Consider the following 18,277-nt stretch of genomic DNA (forward strand, 5'->3'; position numbering starts at 1 on the left):
AGCCCCCGCCCCCTGGTGGCGCCCCCCCCCCCTGGCCCCGCCACCCCCCCTGGCTACCACCCGTGCGGGGTTGACGGCGCAAGAGGAGGTGGCGGCGCAAGGGGAGATGCCGTAGCGTCCGCGCGGGCCCACAGCCCCCGAAGCGAGGCGGCGACCCGCTCCGGCTCAACCCTGTGCGGCGGGTCGAAGTGGTGACGTCCCGCGAACACCTCGAGCCGAAAGTCCGGGAAGACTCCCGACAGCCGCTCGGCGATCTCGCCGTAATCGTCAGGGTTTGAGAGGGCGCCGAGCGCGAAGTAGACCGGCTTGGCGAAGCGGGCGAGCGCGTCCCGGTCCAGCTCGTATGTCTGGAAGGTGCGGACGAACGCCCGGATGCCTGCGGGGCGCAACGCCATCCAGGGCGGCTGTTCGCCTCCTCGCACCGGCAGCCCCGCGGTGACACCGGGACGGACTCCGAGCTCGACGAATTGGGCCATGAACTCGTCCGGCGGCAGGCCGTCCAACCCGCGGTACCGCTCCCACAGCTGGCGGTGCGCCTCGCTCCACCCCCAGGTCCCGGCCCACGCCGGCTCGAGCAGCGCGAGGCTCTCAAGCCGTTCTCCGTGCTTCGCGGCGAAGGCGAGCGCCGAGGCCCCTCCACCGGAATAGCCCACGAGATGGAAGGTCTCCCAACCGAGCGTCTCGGCCGTCCGGAGGACCCCGGCGACTTCCGTGTCGAGGCTGTAGTCGGCCGGCGGTGTCGGCCCGGAGTAGACCTCGAGGTCCTTGGCCACTGCCTTGACGCCCTCGCCGAGGGCCGCGATGAGCGCACCGTACGCGGGTGCGGCCGGGAGCACGCTGCCCGGAAGGAGGATGGCGCGGTGCTGACGCTGGGTGCTGTTCATGCTCATGACCTCAGCATGCGATTCGAGCGCGGGTTGCCGCATCGCGCGATCACGCTATTCTCCGGAAACGGACGACACCGCTCAGCCCTGGAATTGAAACAGTGCAAGCATTGAACCATGCGATTGATGAGGAGGACGTTCCTCGGGGCGGGAGCCGTGGCCACGCGTCGCTCATCCGCCGAACGGCCGAACCGCGGGATCAAGGACGCACTCCTTGACCCATGATCGATCCGCGACGCCACCACTGCGCCTCGCCGAGTTCATGGCTGCGATCTCCCTTGCCACGGATCTGGGCATGGGCCAGCCGCTCGAACAGGGCCTGCGGACGTGCCTCGTCTCGCTCGAACTGGCGGAGGCGGCAGGCGTAGGGAAGGACGTCCTTCCCGAGATCTACTACACGGCGCTCCTGCGCTTTCTGGGCTGCACGGCGGACGCCCATGAAGCTGCGGAGCTCTCGGGCAATGACATCGCGCTCCGGGTGGCGATCGCGCCAGTGCTGGGCGCTGGGCCGGTCGAGTTCTTGCGGGGCGTCCTGCCGTCCCTAGGAACCGGAATGGGCCTCCCGCAGCGGGCGTCACTCACGGCGGGCTTCCTTGCCTCGGGTGCGCAGCGGATGCGGGAGGGCGTTCGGGCGCACTGCGAGGCGGCCGAGATGCTTGCGCTGCGGCTCGGGCTCCCGGCCGGAACCCGCGCCGCGCTCGCCTCGGCATTCGAACAATGGGGCGGTCAGGGCTTCCCGAACGGACTCAGGGGAGAGGACATCCCGCTTGCGGCGCGCGCCGTCACCGTGGCCCGCGATGTCGAGGTGATCACCCGGCTGAGCGGCCCGGACACCGCGCGATTCGCGCTGAGGCAACGGGCCGGGCAAGCCTACGATCCGGCTCTGGCCGCCGCTGCGCTACGCCACTTCGACCAGCTTCTGTCGTCGGCGCGCTCCGAAGCGCCGTGGGATCTCGCCCTCGCCAGCGAGCCCCAGCCGGCCGCCGTCGTCCCCGCCGAACGCCTCGACGAGGTGCTCGCCGTCTTCGCAGACTTCGCGGACCTCAAAGAACCCGGCCGCGCGGGCTTCTCGCGGGACGTCTCCGAGCTCGCCGCCGCAGCCAGCCCCGCGCATGCCGACCTGCTGCGGCGCACCGGGCTGGTGCAAGACCTCGGCAGGGTGGCGATCCCCGGCCGCCCCCGGGGAGCCGCGGCGTCGCCCGCCGAGGATGAACGGCTCAGGCTCCACCCCTACTACAGCGAGCGCATCCTTGCGAGAGTGCCGACGACGGCGCCCCTCGCCCGCCACGCCGGGTCGCACCATGAGCGCTTGGACGGGTCGGGCTACTACCGAGGTGCCTCTGCGGCCGACCTTCCCTGGGAATCCCGCATCCTCGCTGCCGCCGCGGCCTTCCGGGAGCTCCTCCTGAGACCAGCGGCCGGCGAAGCCCCGGGACTGCCGTTCGCGGCCGACGCGCTGGCGGGCATGGCACCCCGACGTCTCGATCCCGAAGCGGTCGAAGCGGTCCTCGCCGCAGCCGGCCTTCGAGCCCGCCGCGTCCGCGCGGCGTGGCCGGCAGGACTGACCGACCGTGAGGTCGAGGTGCTGCGGCTCATCTGCCGCGGAGCCTCTAAGAAGGAGGTGGCGGCTGCGCTTGTCATCTCGGCGAGCACCGCCGACCACCATGTGCGGCACATCTACGAAAAGCTCGATGTCTCTTCCCGGGCAGCGGCCACCCTGTTCGCCGTCGAGCACGATCTCCTGTGACGAGGGCGCGACTCAGCCGAGCTCGCGGGTGATGTCCTTTGAGCGCTCTGCCGCGGCCCGAGCGCCGTCCGCGATGATGTTCGGAAGGCCGCGCTCGTCGAACGTCGCAATTGCCCGCTCGGTCGTGCCATTCGGGCTTGTGACCGCGCGCCGGAGCGCGACGGGGTCGGCGCCCGGCTCGGCGAGCATGAAGCCCGCGCCCACCACGGTCTCCCGGGCCAGGCGCAGCGAAAGCTCGGGATCGAGGCCAAGCCGAGTTCCGGCGTCGGCCATTGCCTCGGCGAGATAGAACGCGTAGGCGGGCCCAGACCCGCTCACCGCGCTCACCGCGTCCACCTGGTCCTCGGGGACCTCGACCACAAGCCCCAAGCTGTCGAAGAGCTGCTTGACCTTTTCAAGGTGCTCACGCGTCGCGTAGGTTCCGCCGGAGATCGAGACCACCCCCCGCCCAAGGCGCGCGGGCGTGTTGGGCATGGTCCGGATGACCGGCTGCCCCTCGGGGAGGGCGCGCTCGAGCTGCGCGATGGACACGGCGGCGGCGACGCTCACGACGACGGCCGACGGCGGCAGCACCGGGGCGATCTCGCGCGCGAGATCTGCGATGCCCACCGGCTTCACGCCCAGGATCACCAGGGACGCACCGCGCACCGCCTGCTGATTGGCATCGTCTTCCTCGCCGGTAGCCATGACGGTGACCCCGTAGCGCTTGGCAAGCTCCGCGGCGCGGTCCCGACGACGAACTGTCGCCGTGACTTCCGTCTTGGGTATGCCCGCGGCCAGCAGCCCGGCCATGATGGCCTCGTTCATGGAACCGCAGCCCAGGAAGGCGATCTTGTAGGTCATGCGCCCATCCTGCCAGCCACCGCCCCTGCGCGCATTCCCAGCTTCTTCACACGTACGCCGAGGCCTACTCACAACATCGGCCCCTAACGTAGTTGGTACCTCACAGGGTGCGAGTGATGGAGCGGCCGCTTCCCCAAGCGGTCGCACGGCGCTGGCAGTTGCGGATCATGGTCCCCCACCTTCCCCGCACTGCCAGCGCCTTACTCTTTTCCCAACGCCTTATTTTCCCAGCTTTCCTTCAGGTTCGCTCCGGGTTTCTCTCAGGCTCCGTTGCCATAGTGGACGCACTCATTAGGTGCGAGTGATGGGTCCGGCCGGTTAGCCGGACGGACCAGAGCGTCGGCCGGGCAGGCGATATCCCCCCAAGATCTCCTGCCGGGCCGGCGTTTCGCTTTTCTCCCGGTTCTTACCGAGCTTCCCAGGATCTTTACCGGGCGCTCTGCTGCGCCCCGCTCCTGCCCGCGAGCTGACCGAGATGGTGCCGGGCGAACTGTAGGGTCTTGGCGAGCATCTGCTCCCGCTCCCCGACCTCCCGAGCCTTCCTCGTGCTGATCTCGGCCACCACCACCCCCTCGAACGCCGAATCGGCAAGGTACTGGAGGCACTCGCCCACGCGCTGCGTTCCCTCGCCGGGCAGAAGATGCTCGTCTCGGAAGGACGCGCCCGATCCGTCAGTGAGGTGGATGTGGCGCAGTGACTGGCCGAGCGCCTTGAGCGCCTCGAGGCTGTCCTCCCGTGCCGTGGCGGCGTGCGAGAAGTCCCATGTGACGTCCCGGTAGCCCTGCCCTCCCGGATCCCCGTGCGGAAGATATGCCCGGGCGTCGCGGCCGCGGACGCGCCACGGGTACATGTTCTCGACAGCGATGTGCACCTCGTACTCTTCCGCGAGGTCCCGGACTCCGATGGAGAACCCGTCCGCGTACCCGGTCTGCCACCGAAAGGGCGGATGCACCACCACGGTGTCGCAGCCGACCTCGCGCGCCATCTGGCAGGAGCGACGGATTTTGCTCCACGCCCCGCCCCAGACCTGCTGGGTGAGGAGCAGGGTCGGGGCGTGGATGGACACGATGGGCTGATCGTAGCGCTCGGACCGGTGCACCAGCGCGTCCGATTCCTGGCTCGTCGAGTTGTTCGTGACCATGACCTCGACGCCGTCGAAACCGAGGTCCGCGGCGCACGCAAACGCATCATGGACGCTCAGGGGGTACACGGATGCGCTCGAGAGGGCCACCGGGACCTCGGGCATGCCGTGCGCCTGACGCCACTCGGGCAGGCTCGCCTCGCTCATCGCGCGCTCCAGGCCGGGTGCTGCATCGCGCTGCGCCGCCGCTCGCTCTCGATCGGTCGGATATGTTCAGGCGGGGCGAGGGGTCCGTCGAACACGAGCTGGTCGAGGCGACGCAGGATGAGTCCTTCCCGGAGGGCCCAAGGGCAGATCTCGAGCTCCTCGACCTCGAACAGCTCCATGGCCGCCTCCGCCACGAGCGCGCCGGCCAGGAGCTGGAGAGCGCGGGCCTCGGAGACGCCCGGGAGATGCACCCTGTCCTCGGAGGACATGGCGGAGATCCTCTGCGTCCAGACCCCCAGATCCGTGCTCTTCAGCACGCGCCGGACGTACGGCCCGGCGCCGCTGGGGGCAGCCCCGGCGATCCGGGCGAGCGACCGGAAGGTCTTGGACGTCCCGGTCACGAGCGTGGGCCTGCCGAGGTCTTGGAACGTTCGCACCACCGGCTTGAGGGTCGAGCGGATGTAGCGGCGAAGCTCCTTGACGCTCTTGGCGCTTGGCGGATCCTCGGGGAGCCAATCGCGCGTGAGCCTCTGCGCCCCGAGCGGGACGGACTCTGCAGCGTCGGGAAGCGAGTCGTTGCCCATCGCCATCTCGAACGATCCTCCGCCGATATCGAGCGACAGGATCTTCTCCCTCCCCCAGCCGTACCAGCGGCGCACGGCGAAGAACGTCATCGCGGCTTCCTCGCGGCCCGTGAGCTCCTGGAGCGTCACCCCCGTCTCGCCGTGGATCCGTTCGATGACGCTCTCGCCATTCTCGGCCTCCCGGATGGCAGAGGTGCAGAACGCCAGCAGATCCTCGGCGTCATGGCGGCCGGCGAAGTCCCACGCCTCGTGGACGAAGTCGATGAGCTCCTGCTGGCCCTTGTCGCTGATGCTGCCATCATCCTCGAGGTGCTTCACCAGGGAGAGCGACCGCTTGTGGGAGGCGAACGCGACGGGCTGCGCGCCGGGATGGGCGTCCACCAGGAGGAGGTGCACGGTGTTCGAACCGATGTCGAGGACGCCTAGACGCATGTGCCTATTATTCCCCGCCCTCTTCTGAGTCACGCTCGGCCGCGCTGTCCATCTCGTCCTGGGTTGCCGGCCGGAAATCCTTGAGGATCGCTGCGACCTGATCGGCTGCGAGTTCGAAGCCGAACGCGCTTCCCGGATTCAGGACGATCCCGAGCTCCGAACCGAGGTTCTGCAGGAGGACCGCGCCCTGGGTTGTGACGACCGTCGGCGCATGGTCGAGGAAGTCGGGCCGGATGCGCGTCTCATCCGTGAAGGCCGCCACGAGGGGCTTGCCGTCTGCGTTCGTGAGCACGAGCGGCTCCACGTATTCGGTCTGGCCCGGGACCGGCTCGGGAACGAGGAGGCGCACGAGGCTGTTCAGGAACGCCAGTACCGGCTCCGTGCTGTCCGCCGCTCCCTTGGATGCCGCGTCGAGCGCCGCCTCGAGGTCGTTGAGCGGACGCGGATCAAGGTGCGCGGGCGTCTTCTCGGGGTTCATCTCGTCAGTGCTCATTTCGCTGCCGCCTTGGCCCGGGTTGCCCCCGCGGCGCGGCGCACTGGCTTCTTGACCGGCCCCTTCGCGCGCTTCTCCGCAAGGAGTTCGACGGCACGCTCCCGTGTGAGCTCCTCGAGCGGCGTGGCGCGCGGCACGGTGATGTTGGTGACCCCGTCGGTGATGTACGGACCGAAGCGGCCCTCCTTCACCACGATGGGCTTGCCGGACTCGGGGTCGTCCCCGAATTCGGCGAGGGGCGGGGCTGCGGTCCGGCCCCCGCGCGTCTTCGGCTGGGCGTAGATCTTCAGGGCCTCCTCAAGGGTGATCGTGAAGATCTCCTCCTCGCTCCCGATCGACCGGGAGTCCGTGCCCTTCTTGAGGTACGGCCCGAATCGCCCGTTCTGCACCGTGATGACGTTGCCCTCCTCGTCTTTGCCGAGGACCCGTGGAAGGCTCATGAGCTTGAGTGCGTCGTCGAGGGTGACGGTGTCGATGCTCATCGACTTGAAGAGGGAGGCGGTGCGGGGCTTGACCTTTGCAGGCTTCTTGGGCGGCTTCGGCTTGCCATTCTTGTAGTACTCGACCGGCTGCGCCGCGAGCTGCTCCGGGGTCGGCTCGGCAATGATCTCCGTGACGTAGGCCCCGTAGCGGCCGTTCTTGGCGACGACGGTGTGGCCGGTGAGGGGATCGTCTCCGAGAACGCGCTCCTCTGGACCGGAATTCTCCATGAGCTCACGGGCCTTGTCCGCCGTGAGCTCGTCCGGAGCCAAGTCCTCGGGGACGTTCGCGCGCTCCGGCACCGTGCCCTCGGGCGCCCCCTCCGGGAGCGGCTTCTCAAGGTACGGGCCGTACTTGCCCACGCGGAGCACGATCCCCGGCGCGATCTCCACCGAATTGACCTCGCGAGCATCGATCTCACCGAGGCCGCTGACGATGGTCGTGAGCCCGGGCTTGCCCTCGCCGCCGAAGTAGAACTCGCTGAGCCAGTCGGAGCCGGCCTGCTCGCCGGCCGCGATCCGGTCCAGATCCTCCTCCATCTCGGCCGTGAAGTCGTAGTCGACGTAGTCGTGGAAATAGTCCTCGAGCAGGCGGACCACGGAGAACGCGATCCAGCTGGGCACGAGCGCGTTGCCGCGAGAACGGACGTAGCCGCGGTCCATGATCGTGGAAATCGTCGCGGCGTAGGTTGACGGGCGGCCGATCCCGCGCTCCTCGAGCGTCTTGACCAGCGAGGCCTCGGTGTAGCGCGGGGGCGGGGACGTCTGGTGGCCGTTCGCGGTGAGCTCGAGGGCGTCGAGGGGCTGGCCCGCCGTCAGGGCGGGGAGGCGGCCGCCGTCGCCCGAACCCGCGGATCCGGCCGAGCCGTTCTCGCTGTCCTCGCGCACCTCGTCGCGGCCCTCCTCGTAGGCAGCGAGGAATCCACGGAACGTGATGACCGTGCCCGAGGCGGAGAATTCAGCATCCTGGCCCGCGGCCTCGCCGGAAGCGGCCACGCCGCCAAGGCGGACCGTAGCGGTGGACCCCTTCGCGTCCTCCATCTGGGACGCGACGGTACGCTTCCAGATCAGCTCGTACAGCCGGAACTCGTCCCCGCGCAGCTGGTTCGCGACCTGCGCAGGCGTGCGGAAGGAGTCCCCTGCGGGACGGATGGCTTCGTGCGCCTCCTGGGCGTTCTTGGCCTTCGAGGCGTAGACACGCGGCCGCGACGGCACGAAGTTCGGGCCGTACAGCTCGGAGGCCTGACGGCGCGCTGCGCTCACGGCCTGATCGCTCAGCGCGGTCGAGTCCGTACGCATATACGTGATGTAGCCGTTCTCATAGAGCCGCTGGGCCACCTGCATGGTCACCCGCGCCGAGAAGCGCAGCTTGCGCGCCGCCTCCTGCTGGAGCGTCGACGTCGTGAACGGCGCCGCGGGCCGGCGGGTGTAGGGCTTCTCCTCGACCGAGCGCACCGAGAATGGGGCGTCTGCGAGGCCCGCAGCCAGAGCGCGCGCGGCCGTCTCGTCGAGCAGCACCGCGTTCTTCGCAGTGAGCCTGCCGCGGTCGTCGAAGTCGCGACCGGAGGCGACCTTCTTCCCGTCCACGCTCGTGAGGCGGGCTTGGAAGCGCTGGGCGGCGCCGTCGTCGTCCGCTCCCGCCCGGGGCGCAAGGGTCGCGAGGAGATCCCAGTAGTCCGCAGCCCGGAAGGCCATGCGCTCGCGTTCCCGCTCCACGACGAGGCGGGTGGCCACGGACTGAACGCGTCCCGCGGAAAGGCCGCCAGCGACCTTCCGCCACAGGACTGGCGAGATCTCGTAGCCGTAGAGGCGGTCGAGGACGCGGCGGGTCTCCTGGGCGTCGACCAAGGACTCGTCGACGTCGCGCAGCTCCGCCATGGCGCGCTGGATCGCTTCCTTCGTGATCTCCGGGAACGTGAGGCGGTGCACGGGCACCTTGGGCTTGAGCACCTCGAGCAGGTGCCACGCGATGGCCTCGCCCTCGCGGTCACCGTCAGTGGCGAGGAAGAGCTCGTCCGCGTCCTTGAGCTTGGCCTTGAGCTCGGCGACCTTCTTCTTCTTCTCCGGCGACACCACGTAGTACGGCTCGAAGCCATGCTCGATATCCACCGCGAACTTTCCCACCGAGCTCTTCTTGAGCTCCGCCGGGAGGTCCGAAGGCTGGGGCAGGTCCCGGATGTGGCCCATCGATGCGTCGACCTCGAAGCCCTCGCCCAGATACTGGGCGATGGTCTTGCTCTTGGCCGGCGACTCCACAATCACGAGCTTCTTGCCGGTTTTAGCCTTCGTGGCCACGCTTCTCCTCAGGACAACAACAGGTGCTTGGGCGCAAGTCCCTAGTTCACCATACGACGGCGCCGCACGCGCAAGTGGAGCCCGCGCCTGTGGACAACCGCCTCAGGCGGTCCTGCCCGACGGTTCCTTCACCGCCGCCCGGTGCGCCGCGGGACGGCCGGGAGCAGGCGCCGCTTCCCGGACTTCCGGAAGCATCGACCACAGCACGTACATCCGTTCGACGCCGGGCCCGCCGTCCGAGCTGTCCTCTGCCTCCTCCGAGGCCCGATCGAATTCGTCCAGCAGGTCCGACATCCGCCGCTTGAACTCGGCGCGCTGCTCGAGGCTCAGCTTGAGCACATTCCCGGAGACCATCATCACGGGCGACTCGTCCGGCTCGCCCCGGCGCCGTGCAGCGTCCCGGTGCTTCGCGTGGCTCGCGATCCGCTTGCGGAGGGCGTCGAGCTCCATGTCCACGATCGCGAGGCCAGGGGTCTGGCCCGTGGTGGCGGTGTCGAGGTTCAGGTCCGTCCCGGCGGCCTTCCACCGCCGCTCGCGGCCGTCTCCGTCGTTGGGAGCGTCTACCACGATGCCCCACTTCTTGAGGGCGCGAAGGTGGTAGCTCATGGCGCTGGGGGTGAGGCCCGTGAAGGCGGCGAGCTCGGTAGCTGTCCAGCTCTTCTGGCTCGAATACAGCTCGTTGATCGCAGCGAGCCGGGCTCCGTGGGCGAGTGCCCTGATTGCCTTGGGGTCCGTGATCCGCACCGGATTCTCGGTGCGCGGGCTGCGCTTCTTGTCAGTCATGTGCTTCTTACGTCGTGGGGTGGCGCTTGTTATTTACGCCACATCTCTCCAAGGATGTCAAACTAAGGCTTCATAAGGAACCCGTCGGCGAGCAATTCCCGCACCTCACGCAGCAGATCGTGCGTGAACGCCTCGTCGTCGCGGCCCAGGAGTGCCGCGAGGGCGGCGGTGATCTGCCCGGCTGAGAGATCGCCGTCGCACGCGGAGACGAAGCCCGCCTGCTCCGTGCTGAGCAGGGCGGTCCGCCGGAATCCCGCCCCTTGCCGAAGGAGGATGACGCCGGGGTGTTCCGCACCGGGGCGCTGATGCCGCTCCTCCGTGACGTCGTCGGGGACGAGGAGGTGCACCGCTCCGAGGCCATCCGGCCCGAGCCCCGCCAGCCAGTCAGCACGCTCGACCGCGGCCTGCCAATGAGGACCGAGGGGCTGCTCGAGCGGGTGCGTGAGCTCCTCGAACCGGTCGAGCCGCGCTTGCCCGGCCGCGGGCCTCCGGAACCACATCATGCCGAAGCCGATGCCCGCCACGCGGCGGGATGCAAAGTCGTCGAGGTAGGCCGCGTAGGCGCCCTCGTAACCCTCCGGGTCGCGCTGCTCCGACGCGTCCTGGAGCCAGGTCTCGGCGTACTGCTCGGGGCCGATGAGCTCCCGCTGGACGACCCACGCGTCGACCTCCTCCGGAAGCCACGACCGAACCCGCTCGTGCCACGCAGCGCCCTCCGGCACTTCCCAGTTCCCCAGCAGCTGCGCGGTCCCGCCCTCGGCGAGCACGTCGCCGAGGCCCTGGACGAGTCCCGCGACGAGCTGGTCCCCCGGCAAGCCGCCGTCGCGGTAGGTGAACTGGTCCTCCGCCCGCTCGCCCTCCGCGCGGGGCGTGATGACGAACGGCGGATTGGAGACCACCAGCTCGAACCTCTCCCCCGCCACGGGTTCGAGCATCGAGCCGAGCCGGAGCTCCACGCGCTCCTCGAGGCGGTCCGGTTCGATTCCGAGCTCGTCGGCGTTGAGGAGGAGATTGAACCGCGTGAATGCGAGCGCCCGTTCGGAGACGTCGGTGGCCACCACCTTGCGCGCGTGCCGCAGGAGGTGGAAGGTCTGGATTCCGCAGCCGGTCCCGAGGTCGAGTGCGGTCTCGACCTGTCGGCGGGCCGTCGACTGGACGAGGGTCGTCGAGGCGTGCCCGATCCCCAGCACATGGTCCTTCCGCAGGACGCCCGGGCGCTGGTGCGCGGCGAGATCCGAGGCCACCCACAGCCGGACCTCCCCCGACGCCGCCTCGGCATCCTCCCACGCGTACGGCCGGAGGTCTGCCGCGGCACGCACCCCGCCGCCGTCGTCCTCCCCGCCCGGCTCGGCGAGCCCGAGCGACTCGAGGCCGCGAACTCCTGTTCTCGGGAAGGCCGCTCCCAGCTGATCCCGGCGCACAGCCCGGCCCAGCAGGAAGAAGCGGACGACGACGGCGAGCCCCCGCACTCGGTCGTCGTCGCCGTCGAGGGCGCGCGCTGTGGCGACGAGGGCCGGCACTGCCTGATCACGCAACAGGGCGTTGTGGGCCGCGGGGCCGAGGAGCTCGGCGACGCCCTCGACGGTGTAGCCGAGGGCCGCGAGATCCTCGGCGAGCGCGCGGAGCAGGCCGAGATCGCCGGCCTCGGGCGCCTCGACGCGAAGGGCCATCCTCACGCCTGCGGCATCTGCGTGAACGCCGCCGTCGCCGGGTCGGCGCCGATGCGGGCCCCGGAATCGAGGGCATCGATTCCGGCGACCTCGTCCTCGGCGAGCTCGAGGGAAGCCGAGGCGAGATTCTCGCGCATGCGGTCGGCACTCGTGGTCTTCGGGATAACGATCGTTCCGTGGGCCAGATGCCAGGCGAGGACCACTTGGGCGGGAGTCGCGTCGTGCGCGCGGGCAGCGGAGGCCACGGCCTCGGCGTCAAGGTCGCGCCCCTGACCGAGCGGGCTGTAGGCCTCGACCGCGATCCCAGCCGCGCGCGTGCGCTCGAGGGTCTCCCGCTGCTGGAAGGTCGGGTGGAGCTCGACCTGGTTGACGGCGGGGATCACATCCGTTGCCGCCAGCAGCCGATCCAGATGATCCGGGAGGAAGTTGGAGACGCCGATCGTCCGGGCTTCTCCGCGCTCGTAGATGCCTTCGAGCTCCTTCCACGCCTCGACGTAGAGGTCCTGCGACGGCACTGGCCAGTGGATGAGATAGAGGTCGATGACGTCGACGCCCAAGGCGCGCCGGCTCGCGTCGAAGGCCGCTCGGGGAGTGCTCTGCTCGCCATTGCGGAGCTTGGTGGTGACGAAGACCTCCTCGCGGGGGACGCCCGTAGACCGGAGGGCGGCACCTACCCCGGACTCGTTCTGGTAAGCGGCCGCCGTGTCGATGTGCCGGTAGCCCGCTTCGAGGGCGGCCTCCACCGCCGCCTGGGTCTCGGCCGGCGGCACCTGGAACACCCCGAAGCCGAGCTGTGGGATTTCCACGCCGCTGTTGAGCGTCACGTTTCGCACTGCGGACTGGCCCACGGAAGTCTCCTTCGTCGGATGGTTGCTGTGAAACAAAGCTATCGCGGCGAAAGGGCTAGCGCCCGGGCGCACTGGCGGCGGATGATCAGGCTCAGGGGCGCAAGGAGGTGCACATGGGGGTCCGGTGGCCGCGCCCGGCCACGGGCGCCGTGGTTCTGCTGGCGGCTGCGGCGCTGGCGGGCTGCGCCTACACGTACGACGACGGCCTTCCCCCTCTCGGCGACCGCTCGCCGTCGTCTGCCCCCGCCCCGACGCCCAGCCGTCTGCCGCGCCAGAGGTTCCTGCCGCCGTCGGACGCCGCCTCGGACCCGCCTCCGGAGGAATGGAGCGCATCGATGCTCACGAGCTGGGCAGAGGCTTCCTTGCCTGACTCCGACGGGCTCTCGTTCAGTTTCGGCTATGGGATCGCCAGGCCCGATCAGCCGGTCCTGGCCACCGCGTTCGTACCGACGGGAACGCTCGTGCTCGAATACGCGTGCCGGGGAGCCGCGACAGCACACCTGTCCCTGACGATCTCCGGCTCTGGGGTCGTCGATTCGGACTACACCTGCGGGCGCGTCTGGGTGAGGAGCATCGTGGTCCCGGAGAATTCGATCGCCGAGGTACGCGCCGCGGCCGTCAACGACGATCCAGCGGCGTACGCCTACCGCATCGTCAAGCGCTGACTGTGCATCCCTGGGGGCAGCGAAGCTCCTCCGTGCCCGCGGCGCACTCGGCGCAGAACAGCGTCAGCTCGCGACATGCAGGGTTGGCGCAATTGTGGAAGTCGCTCGTCGGGGCCGAGCAGCGCGCACAGGTTCCGACAGTCGCAGCGGACTCGCTGAACTCGAGGTGCATGCGCCGGTCGAAGACGTAGAGCGACCCCTCCCACAGCCCTTCGTCGCCGAACGCCTCGCCGTAGCGCACGATCCCGCCCTCGAGCTGGTAGACCTCCTCGAATCCCCGCTGCCGCATAAGGGCCGAAAGCACCTCGCAACGGACCCCGCCCGTGCAATAGGTCACGATCGGCTTGTCCTTCAGCTGGTCGTAGGCACCCGAATCCAACTCGCGCATGAAGTCCCGGGTCGTTGCGACGTTGGGCACCACCGCGCCCTTGAAGCGGCCGATCTGGGCTTCGAAGGCGTTCCGGCCGTCGAAGAAGACGACCTCCCGCCCTTCCTCGCGACGCGCGTCGACAAGCTCGTGAAGGCCCTTTGGCGTGAGCCGCTCGCCCCCGCCCACGACGCCGTCGTCGTCGACCTCGAGTTCCTCCGGGACGCCGAAGGAGACCAGCTCGGGCCGCACCTTCACGCTGAGGCGCGGGAAGTCCTCGGCACCGCCCTCGGACCACTTCACGTCGATCTCGCGGAAGCCGGGGTGCTCCTTCGTGGCGCGCAGGTAGCGCTTCACCGCACCCAGCTCGCCGCCGACGGTCGCGTTGATGCCGTGTTCGGAGACGATGATCCGTCCGCGAAGCCCGAGGACGTCGCAGAGCGAACGCTGCCAGAGCCGGATTGCCTCCGGATCGGCCAACGGGGTGAAGCAGTAGAAAAGGACGATTCGGTGCAGAGCCACGCATTCTAGGGTACCGAGGACGCCGGAGCCCCTGCCGTATGACCATGGGGTGGCCGCCGAGTGACAGTTGCGTCACGAGGCTTATCAGTGCCGAGCCATCCCGGTATCGTCATGCCTATGGCAGAGGCAGAGCTGAAGGATCTTTTGGCCACGTGGGTGGAGGGCTGGGCCTCGTCACGCCACTACCGGACGCAGAGCGTGGGAGGTTTCCCCGCCGCGCAGCTGGCTGACCGGACGGGCGACTGGGCGACCTTCGCGGCAGACCCCTCGGACGAGGAGTTCGCCCGCCTCGCCGAGTTCACCCTGGGAAGCCGGGACCGCATCCTCACCGTCCTGACCGACGACCACCTCCGCTTCCGCACCCTCGCCGACCAGCAGGGGCTCGCGGTCCTCGGGGCCGACCAGGAACTCATGGTCATGGACTTCGAGGGCAAGGATGTCGAGGAACCGTGGCTCAACGACGACGAGCTCAAGCTCAAGACCGAGATCGAGGAGCGATCTGCGACGGTTACCGTGGTCACGGACGACGGCGAACTCGCCGCGAGCGGCCACGTCGCCGTCGCGGACGTCTTCGCCGTTTTCGACCGCATCGTGACCGAGCCGAACTTCCGGCGCCGGGGTCTGGGCTCCTTCGTCATGCGGGCTCTCACGGCCGCCGTGAGCGAACACGGCGCCGACCAGGGCCTGCTCATCGCCTCGATCGACGGCCAGCACCTCTACCACCACCTCGGCTGGAGCGACGTCTCGGGCGTCCTCATGCTCAAGAACCCGAACAACCCAGACGGACCGTCGCTCAACGACTGACTCGGGCCGAGGCCGCTGACCTGACACAATGCTGTGAGTGGCTCAGCACGATTCCCTCATCCCGCTCCTCGGACGCACCGTCAATCCCGAGCAGCTGCGACATGTGCGACTCATCCCTGCTCGCGCCGCACGCACCCTTCCCTGGCCCGGGTGGGTGCATCCAGACCTCCTGGAGGCGTACCAGCGGCTCGGGGTCCGGGAGCCTTACACCCATCAGGTTGAGGCCGCGACCCTCGCTCACGCGGGACGGCACGTGGTCGTGGCGACCGGAACGGCCTCCGGGAAATCCATCGCCTATCAGCTGCCTGCCCTCGACGCCGTCCACCGCTCGGAGCTGCGCGTGCTCTCCGAGCCCGGGCGCATCCACGACGACGGCGCCGTAGTCCTCTATCTTTCGCCGACGAAGGCCCTCGCGGCGGACCAGCTTTCGGCGATCCGCTCCCTGCGGCTTCCGACCGTGCGCGCCGAGACTTACGACGGCGACACCGAAGCCAGCGCGCGGCGCTGGATCCGGGAGCACGCGAACGTCATCCTCGCGAACCCCGACATGCTCCATTTCGGCATCCTCCCGAACCACACGTGGTGGTCCGCGTTCTTCCGCCGACTGCGGTTCGTGGTGATCGACGAGGCGCACAGCTACCGCGGAGTCTTCGGTTCCCACGTGGCGAATCTGCTCCGGAGGCTCCGGCGCGTGTGCGAGTACTACGGCTCGGACCCTGTGTTCGTCGCCGCCTCGGCCACCACCGCTGAACCCGAGACGTCCGTCTCGCGCCTCATCGGGGCGCCTGTCTCGGCCGTCACGGAGGACGGTTCCCCCCATGGCGCCACCGAAGTCGCCTTCTGGGAACCTGCACTGACGGAGGCGCGCGGCGAGAACGGCGCCCCGCAGCGGAGGACGGCAGTAGCCGAAGCCTCTGATCTTCTGGCAAACCTCGTGGCCTCGCGCGTTCGGACCATCGCCTTCATCAAGTCCCGGCGCGGCGCGGAGGCCATCTCCTCGATCACTCAGCGCCTGCTCGACGAGGTTGATCCCAGCCTTCCGGCGAGAGTCGCCGCCTACCGGTCCGGATACCTCCCCGAGGAGCGCCGGGAGCTCGAGCGCAAGCTCCGGTCGGGCGAGCTCCTGGGCATCGCGAGCACCTCCGCGCTCGAGCTCGGCATCGACGTCTCCGGGCTCGATGCCGTGCTCGTCGCCGGCTGGCCGGGGACCCGCGCGTCCCTCTTCCAGCAGATCGGCCGCGCCGGTCGCGCGGGCCAGGAAGCCCTCGCGGCATTCGTGGCGAGCGACGATCCCCTCGACACGTACCTCGTCAATCACCCCGAGGCGATCTTCGACGTCCCTGTCGAATCCACGGTCTTCGATCCCTCCAATCCGTACGTTCTGGGCCCGCACCTGTGCGCAGCCGCCGCCGAACGCCCCCTCACGCTGGCCGACCTTGAACTGTTCGGTCCAGCCACCGAAGGCATCCTGGCCCAACTGGAGCGCCAAGGACTGCTGCGGAAGCGTCCCTCTGGCTGGTTCTGGACGCACCCCGAAAGCGCGGCGGGCATGGTGAGCCTTCGTTCGGACGGCGGAGGGCCAGTGCAGATCATCGACTCCGAGACGGGGCAGCTGCTCGGTTCCATGGACTCCCCGCAGACTCACTATCAAGCGCACGAGGGCGCCATCTACGTGCATCAGGGGGCGAGCTACCTGGTCGAGGAGCTCAACGAGGCGGAGCACTGCGTGGTGGTCCGCCGGGTGAACCCGGACTACTACACCACTGCGCGCGATATCACCCAGATCGAAGTCCTCAGCGAGCAGCGTCAGGAGGGCTGGGGGCCCGTCGGCGTCCACTTCGGCGAGGTCAAGGTCACCACCCAAGTCGTCTCCTTCCAGCGGAAAGCACTCATCTCCAATGAGGTCCTGGGCGAAGAGCCGCTCGACCTCGGGGCGAGGGAGCTCTTCACGAAGGCCGTGTGGTTCACGATTGACCCCCGGAGCCTGTTCGCCGGCGGCCTCATCGAGGCGCAGTTCCCGGGCGCGCTGCATGCCGCGGAGCACGCCGCGATCGGCCTACTGCCTCTCGTGGCCTCAAGTGACCGCTGGGATGTGGGCGGCGTCTCGACCGCACTGCACACGGATACGGAAGAGCCGACCATCTTCGTCTACGACGGCCATCCTGGCGGCGCCGGATTCGCAGAGCGCGGGTTCGAGCGGGCGCGCGAATGGCTTTCGGCCACCCAGGCGGCGATCGAGGCCTGCGAGTGCCCAGCGGGATGTCCCTCCTGCGTTCAGAGCCCGAAATGCGGCAACAAGAACAACCCCTTGGACAAGGCGTCCGCGATACGCCTGCTCGGGGCCCTCCTCAAGGAGGCCGAGCGGACGAAGGCTTCGGCGGGCCCCGCGCCCTGGTGATCAGGGCCTGTGAGGTCACGGGCCGCCTCAAGTCACCCGTCCTTCAGGTGATGGGCCGTCAGATCATGGCGGCCGGCCTGCACGCGCCCTTCTCTCGGCCGACCCCCACCCGGAGGACATGGGGACTCTGGCGCTCACCCGGACTCGCTCGCCGGGGCTCTCGATTTCGCAGCTGACCAGTGCGGCCCCGTTGAGGCGAGCCACGGTTTCGGCGGCGGCACACGCCTGACCGGGTCGGAGGCCTCGCTCCACGTCGGCCGCCATGAGGGCCGCCAGATCGGCTGCCCTCGCGGCCTTTGCGGCCGCGGCGAATCCCTCGACGACGAGCGCTCCCGCCACGCACGAGAGCACGACAACAAGGGCCAAGGCCAGAGCGAGCACGGTTCCCGCCCCTCGGTCCCTCTCGTTCATCGGGTCTCCTCGAGGGGCAGCTTGGCCGAGGCCTGAGCGGTCATAGCGGCTGCGGAGGCGATGGGGCCGGGAATCGGAATGTGGACGGTCACGGTCACGATGCTTCCGTCCGTCGAGAAGGACGGCTCCGCCGCCTCCCCCGCAACGCTGCGCGCCCTAGCGGAGGCGGCCTCCCACGTTTCTCCGCGTGCGACCTCCCGGGCGGCAGCCCGAACGGCCTCCTCTGCCCGAACCTGCATGATCCCTGCAGCAAGGCCCGTCACGAGGAATCCCAGCAGAGGGACCACCGCGAGAATGCCCAATGCGAGCTCGGCCGTCACCGCCCCGCGTTCCCCGCGTCGCCCGCATTGAGCGGCCCGAGCGTGGGCTGCCGCGCGGAAGGGCATCACGGCAAGCTGAGTGCGGACCGGATGATATTGAGGAGAAAGCCCCTCACCTCGTCACTGCGGAGAATGACCACCAAGAGGCCCGCGAACGCGACCGCTCCAAGCGTCGCGATCGCGTACTCGGCCGTGGCCATGCCGTCCTGGCCAGCCGGTCGGACGTCTCCAGGGCGGTCTTCTTCCACGCGAGCGTCAGCCGGTCGGAAGGGTGCGGCATTCGGGTAGAGCTGCACGACTTGCGCGCCTTCGGGTGACTCGTTGCGCTTGCTCGGATGCCTCTCGAAACTCACCGCTCCCTCTCCTGGACTGGCCATCTCGGGTGGACTGGCCATCTCGCGGATTGTCATGGTTTCCCCCTTACATGCGCCGTGACGGACCTTC

Annotated in this window: 17 protein-coding genes; 4 read left to right on the forward strand and 13 right to left on the reverse strand. The window is 69.1% G+C overall.

Annotated features, from left to right (window positions below):
- Window positions 1–53: 53 nt before the first annotated feature.
- Window positions 54–890 (reverse strand): alpha/beta fold hydrolase, encoded by an 837-nt coding sequence (locus ACTHL9_RS18900; protein WP_440520818.1) that lies wholly within the window; start codon window positions 888–890, stop codon window positions 54–56.
- A gap of 208 nt (window positions 891–1,098) precedes the next feature.
- Here ACTHL9_RS18900 and ACTHL9_RS18905 point away from each other — a divergent pair, with 208 nt between their 5' ends.
- A complete protein-coding gene (locus ACTHL9_RS18905; protein WP_440520820.1) occupies window positions 1,099–2,631 on the forward strand; it encodes an HD domain-containing phosphohydrolase in 1,533 nt (510 codons plus the stop codon).
- Window positions 2,632–2,643: 12 nt separating this feature from the next.
- On the opposite strand, the gene proC is transcribed toward ACTHL9_RS18905, so the two are convergent.
- The 8 genes from proC to ACTHL9_RS18945 form a co-directional block, all read right to left on the reverse strand.
- Window positions 2,644–3,474 carry a pyrroline-5-carboxylate reductase gene (gene proC, locus ACTHL9_RS18910; protein WP_440520821.1) on the reverse strand — a complete coding sequence of 277 codons (831 nt, stop codon included), beginning with the start codon at window positions 3,472–3,474 and terminating at the stop codon, window positions 2,644–2,646.
- Window positions 3,475–3,901: 427 nt separating this feature from the next.
- Window positions 3,902–4,762: a sugar phosphate isomerase/epimerase family protein gene (locus ACTHL9_RS18915; RefSeq protein ID WP_440520823.1), complete on the reverse strand. Its 861-nt coding sequence runs from the start codon at window positions 4,760–4,762 to the stop codon at window positions 3,902–3,904.
- Window positions 4,759–5,778 (reverse strand): Ppx/GppA phosphatase family protein, encoded by a 1,020-nt coding sequence (locus ACTHL9_RS18920; RefSeq protein ID WP_440520824.1) that lies wholly within the window; start codon window positions 5,776–5,778, stop codon window positions 4,759–4,761. Before ACTHL9_RS18920 ends, ACTHL9_RS18915 begins: the two co-directional genes overlap by 4 nt.
- Before the next feature lie 7 nt (window positions 5,779–5,785).
- Complete coding sequence (locus tag ACTHL9_RS18925; protein ID WP_440520825.1) at window positions 5,786–6,271, reverse strand: SseB family protein; 486 nt, start codon at window positions 6,269–6,271, stop codon at window positions 5,786–5,788.
- A complete protein-coding gene (topA, locus tag ACTHL9_RS18930; RefSeq protein ID WP_440520826.1) occupies window positions 6,268–9,045 on the reverse strand; it encodes a type I DNA topoisomerase in 2,778 nt (925 codons plus the stop codon). Before topA ends, ACTHL9_RS18925 begins: the two co-directional genes overlap by 4 nt.
- 102 nt (window positions 9,046–9,147) lie before the next feature.
- Window positions 9,148–9,828 carry an ArsR/SmtB family transcription factor gene (locus tag ACTHL9_RS18935; RefSeq protein ID WP_440520827.1) on the reverse strand — a complete coding sequence of 227 codons (681 nt, stop codon included), beginning with the start codon at window positions 9,826–9,828 and terminating at the stop codon, window positions 9,148–9,150.
- A 62-nt stretch (window positions 9,829–9,890) separates the two neighbouring features.
- Window positions 9,891–11,498 (reverse strand): DUF7059 domain-containing protein, encoded by a 1,608-nt coding sequence (locus tag ACTHL9_RS18940; RefSeq protein WP_440520829.1) that lies wholly within the window; start codon window positions 11,496–11,498, stop codon window positions 9,891–9,893.
- 2 nt (window positions 11,499–11,500) lie between these two features.
- Window positions 11,501–12,331: an aldo/keto reductase gene (locus ACTHL9_RS18945; protein WP_440520852.1), complete on the reverse strand. Its 831-nt coding sequence runs from the start codon at window positions 12,329–12,331 to the stop codon at window positions 11,501–11,503.
- A 128-nt stretch (window positions 12,332–12,459) separates the two neighbouring features.
- Between ACTHL9_RS18945 and ACTHL9_RS18950 the strand changes: the two genes are divergently transcribed.
- Window positions 12,460–13,011 carry a hypothetical protein gene (locus ACTHL9_RS18950; protein ID WP_440520830.1) on the forward strand — a complete coding sequence of 184 codons (552 nt, stop codon included), beginning with the start codon at window positions 12,460–12,462 and terminating at the stop codon, window positions 13,009–13,011.
- Here the strand turns inward: ACTHL9_RS18950 and trhO are convergent.
- Window positions 13,001–13,900: an oxygen-dependent tRNA uridine(34) hydroxylase TrhO gene (trhO, locus tag ACTHL9_RS18955; RefSeq protein WP_440520831.1), complete on the reverse strand. Its 900-nt coding sequence runs from the start codon at window positions 13,898–13,900 to the stop codon at window positions 13,001–13,003. The two genes, ACTHL9_RS18950 and trhO, sit on opposite strands and share 11 nt — an antisense overlap.
- A 117-nt stretch (window positions 13,901–14,017) precedes the next feature.
- Between trhO and ACTHL9_RS18960 the strand changes: the two genes are divergently transcribed.
- Both ACTHL9_RS18960 and ACTHL9_RS18965 read left to right on the forward strand, forming a co-directional pair.
- On the forward strand, window positions 14,018–14,704 hold the full coding sequence (locus ACTHL9_RS18960) for a GNAT family N-acetyltransferase (protein ID WP_440520833.1): 687 nt from the start codon (window positions 14,018–14,020) through the stop codon (window positions 14,702–14,704).
- A gap of 37 nt (window positions 14,705–14,741) precedes the next feature.
- A complete protein-coding gene (locus tag ACTHL9_RS18965) occupies window positions 14,742–17,102 on the forward strand; it encodes a DEAD/DEAH box helicase (RefSeq protein ID WP_440520834.1) in 2,361 nt (786 codons plus the stop codon).
- Window positions 17,103–17,165: 63 nt separating this feature from the next.
- On the opposite strand, the gene ACTHL9_RS18970 is transcribed toward ACTHL9_RS18965, so the two are convergent.
- The 3 genes from ACTHL9_RS18970 to ACTHL9_RS18980 are packed head-to-tail and all read right to left on the reverse strand — an operon-like array spanning window position 17,166 to window position 18,243.
- On the reverse strand, window positions 17,166–17,513 hold the full coding sequence (locus tag ACTHL9_RS18970) for an Rv3654c family TadE-like protein (RefSeq protein ID WP_440520836.1): 348 nt from the start codon (window positions 17,511–17,513) through the stop codon (window positions 17,166–17,168).
- Entirely contained in the window at window positions 17,510–17,899 is a 390-nt protein-coding gene (locus ACTHL9_RS18975) for a TadE family type IV pilus minor pilin (protein WP_440520838.1), read from the reverse strand. The genes ACTHL9_RS18970 and ACTHL9_RS18975 overlap by 4 nt, the downstream gene beginning before the upstream one ends.
- Entirely contained in the window at window positions 17,899–18,243 is a 345-nt protein-coding gene (locus ACTHL9_RS18980; protein WP_440520839.1) for a DUF4244 domain-containing protein, read from the reverse strand. The genes ACTHL9_RS18975 and ACTHL9_RS18980 overlap by 1 nt, the downstream gene beginning before the upstream one ends.
- Window positions 18,244–18,277 lie beyond the last annotated feature (34 nt).

It is taken from the genome of Sinomonas sp. (assembly GCF_051955515.1).
GTDB lineage: Bacteria > Actinomycetota > Actinomycetes > Actinomycetales > Micrococcaceae > Sinomonas.

What these genes read in the sequence shown, in the direction of transcription:
- proC (WP_440520821.1), bottom strand. Translation starts at nt 3,474, where the DNA reads ATGACCTACAAGATCGCCTTCCTGGGCTGCGGTTCCATGAACGAGGCC.
- ACTHL9_RS18950 (WP_440520830.1), top strand. Translation starts at nt 12,460, where the DNA reads ATGGGGGTCCGGTGGCCGCGCCCGGCCACGGGCGCCGTGGTTCTGCTG.
- ACTHL9_RS18960 (WP_440520833.1), top strand. Translation starts at nt 14,018, where the DNA reads ATGGCAGAGGCAGAGCTGAAGGATCTTTTGGCCACGTGGGTGGAGGGC.
- ACTHL9_RS18925 (WP_440520825.1), bottom strand. Translation starts at nt 6,271, where the DNA reads ATGAGCACTGACGAGATGAACCCCGAGAAGACGCCCGCGCACCTTGAT.
- ACTHL9_RS18935 (WP_440520827.1), bottom strand. Translation starts at nt 9,828, where the DNA reads ATGACTGACAAGAAGCGCAGCCCGCGCACCGAGAATCCGGTGCGGATC.
- ACTHL9_RS18980 (WP_440520839.1), bottom strand. Translation starts at nt 18,243, where the DNA reads ATGACAATCCGCGAGATGGCCAGTCCACCCGAGATGGCCAGTCCAGGA.
- ACTHL9_RS18920 (WP_440520824.1), bottom strand. Translation starts at nt 5,778, where the DNA reads ATGCGTCTAGGCGTCCTCGACATCGGTTCGAACACCGTGCACCTCCTC.
- ACTHL9_RS18940 (WP_440520829.1), bottom strand. Translation starts at nt 11,498, where the DNA reads ATGGCCCTTCGCGTCGAGGCGCCCGAGGCCGGCGATCTCGGCCTGCTC.
- ACTHL9_RS18915 (WP_440520823.1), bottom strand. Translation starts at nt 4,762, where the DNA reads ATGAGCGAGGCGAGCCTGCCCGAGTGGCGTCAGGCGCACGGCATGCCC.
- ACTHL9_RS18975 (WP_440520838.1), bottom strand. Translation starts at nt 17,899, where the DNA reads ATGCCCTTCCGCGCGGCAGCCCACGCTCGGGCCGCTCAATGCGGGCGA.
- ACTHL9_RS18900 (WP_440520818.1), bottom strand. Translation starts at nt 890, where the DNA reads ATGAGCATGAACAGCACCCAGCGTCAGCACCGCGCCATCCTCCTTCCG.
- ACTHL9_RS18970 (WP_440520836.1), bottom strand. Translation starts at nt 17,513, where the DNA reads ATGAACGAGAGGGACCGAGGGGCGGGAACCGTGCTCGCTCTGGCCTTG.